The sequence below is a fragment of the Streptomyces murinus genome (assembly GCF_002154555.1).
Taxonomy (GTDB): Bacteria; Actinomycetota; Actinomycetes; order Streptomycetales; family Streptomycetaceae; genus Streptomyces; species Streptomyces murinus.
The window spans coordinates 1-845 of the sequence record NZ_MUNF01000870.1 but is presented as its reverse complement, the minus strand read 5'-3'; the positions used below and the strand labels follow the sequence as shown (position 1 = coordinate 845).

The following is an 845-nucleotide window of genomic DNA, read 5'->3' as shown; positions in this document are numbered from 1 at the left end:
CTTGTCGTCGGGCCCCTCAGGGGTGAACGCCTCGACGTCCCAGCGGTCGGTGGGGATGGGGCGGATTCCACTGCGGCCCTCGCGCAGAAAGGCGTCGAACTCGTCGGGCGAGCCGCTGCCGCCGGGGAACCGCAGACCGATTCCGACGATCGCTACCGGCTCGGGCGCCTGCGCTGATTCCGTACGCGGCATGGAACGACTCCTCAAACTTCCTGGACGGCCTGGGTCAGGTGGTCGACGAGGTGGGTGATGGTCGGCTCGTTGAAGAGCACGTTGACGTTGATCGACAGATCCAGGAGCTGTTCCAGGCTCTGGCGTATCTCGGTCAGGCGCAGCGAGGTGAGCCCGAGGTCGAAGTAGGAGACGTCGACGGGGAGGTCCTCGGAATCGTCCATGAGAAGAACGACCTTGAATTTCTTGAGGACGATTGTCTCGATTTCCTCGGTCAGTTCACTGCGCGGCAGATCACGTAGCCGCTGGATGGTGCTGTCGACGGGTGACATGCGCCTCATGCAAGCAGCGGCGGCTGACGCCCCACTGACGGCCGGGGTGGGGCGGGTTGGCTGGATCAGTCGGGTGTCAGCGCCGGATCAGATTCCGCTGTCACGCTCGCATTGCTTCAAGAAATCCACACGCCATATCCGAAAGGCTGAAGATGCTTCGCGAAGCCGCGCAGGAGGAGAGTGCTGAGGCACCTTCCGGATTGAAGAGTTACGACCTCTACATCGCGGGCAAGGACGTCGCCGGCGACGGCTGGGTGTACACCGTCAGCGGGCGTTCGCTGCTGGAAGACGTGTTCACCAGCGTGAGCCTGAAGCGCTCCCTCGAACAGGACCCGGAGTCCG

2 protein-coding genes and 1 pseudogene are annotated in these 845 nt (G+C 63.6%); 1 reads left to right on the top strand and 2 read right to left on the bottom strand.

The features are described from left to right. Together CCN72_RS36095 and CCN72_RS36090 are read right to left on the bottom strand one after the other, a co-directional pair. The coding region (locus CCN72_RS36095; RefSeq protein ID WP_143664328.1) for a beta-ketoacyl synthase N-terminal-like domain-containing protein at positions 1-192 on the bottom strand (192 nt) is incomplete at its 3' end. A gap of 11 nt (positions 193-203) precedes the next feature. Beyond that, on the bottom strand, positions 204-512 hold the full coding sequence (locus CCN72_RS36090) for an acyl carrier protein (protein WP_233360063.1): 309 nt from the start codon (positions 510-512) through the stop codon (positions 204-206). A gap of 143 nt (positions 513-655) precedes the next feature. Between CCN72_RS36090 and CCN72_RS41595 the strand changes: the two are divergent. After that, a pseudogene (locus tag CCN72_RS41595) lies at positions 656-845 on the top strand (aldehyde dehydrogenase family protein); the annotation flags it as partial.

Bases quoted from the DNA above. Each gene is read 5' to 3' on its own strand.
- CCN72_RS36090 (WP_233360063.1), bottom strand. From the start codon at position 512: ATGAGGCGCATGTCACCCGTCGACAGCACCATCCAGCGGCTACGTGAT.